Below are 856 nucleotides of genomic sequence, written 5' to 3' on the forward strand. Positions count from 1 at the left end.
CGCACGGCGGTCTCCGGCGCGGCGACGGCGGCTTCGAGCACGCGCAGGTAGCGGCGGCCGAACTCCGCGACGGTCGGGGCGTCGAACAGGTCGGTGGCGAAGGAGATCACCGCGGCCATGCCCGCGGGCTCGCCGTGCGTGCCCCGCTCTTCGGTGACCGTCCACTGCAAGTCGAACTTGGCGATGTCGACCTCGAGCTCGTCGGCGCTGACCGACAGGCCGGGCAGTTCCAGGGTCGCGTGCGACATCTCCTGGAACGACAGCATCACCTGGAACAGCGGGTGCCGGGCCTGCGAGCGGGTCGGGTTGAGCACCTCGACCAGCCGCTCGAACGGCACGTCCGCGAACGCGAAGGCGGCGAGGTCGGTTTCCCTGGTACGGCGGAGGAATTCGGCGAACGGCTCGTCACCTTCCACCTCCGAGCGCAGCACGAGGGTGTTGACGAACATGCCGATCAGGTCGTCGAGCGCCTGCTCGCCGCGCCCGGCGACCGGGGTGCCGATGGCGATGTCGCTGGTGCCCGACAGCCGGGCCAGCAGCACGGCCAGCGAGGCGTGCATGACCATGAACAGGCTGACGCCCTGCGCGCGGGCCAGCGCGACGAGGCGCTGATGCAACTCGACATCGATCTCGAAGGTCACCCGGCTGCCGCGGAAGCTCTGCACGGGCGGACGCGGGCGGTCCGCGGGCAGGTCGATCTGGTCCGGCAGACCCGCCAAAGCCCTACGCCAATAGGCGATTTCGCGCGCCGCCATGGAGCCGGGGTCGGCTTCGGCGCCGAGCAACTCGCGCTGCCACACGCTGAAGTCCTGGTATTGCACCGGCAGCGGCGCCCAGTTCGGCGCCTCGCCCGCGG

General features: G+C 71.0%; 1 protein-coding gene. It reads right to left on the reverse strand.

All coding sequences use genetic code 11. The annotated features are described in order from the left end of the window. A partial coding sequence (locus IU459_RS37355) for a condensation domain-containing protein (protein WP_228839064.1) occupies window positions 1-856 on the reverse strand: 856 nt, incomplete at both ends.

The sequence above is a fragment of the Nocardia amamiensis genome (assembly GCF_015477605.1).
In the GTDB taxonomy this organism is placed as follows: Bacteria; Actinomycetota; Actinomycetes; order Mycobacteriales; family Mycobacteriaceae; genus Nocardia; species Nocardia amamiensis_A.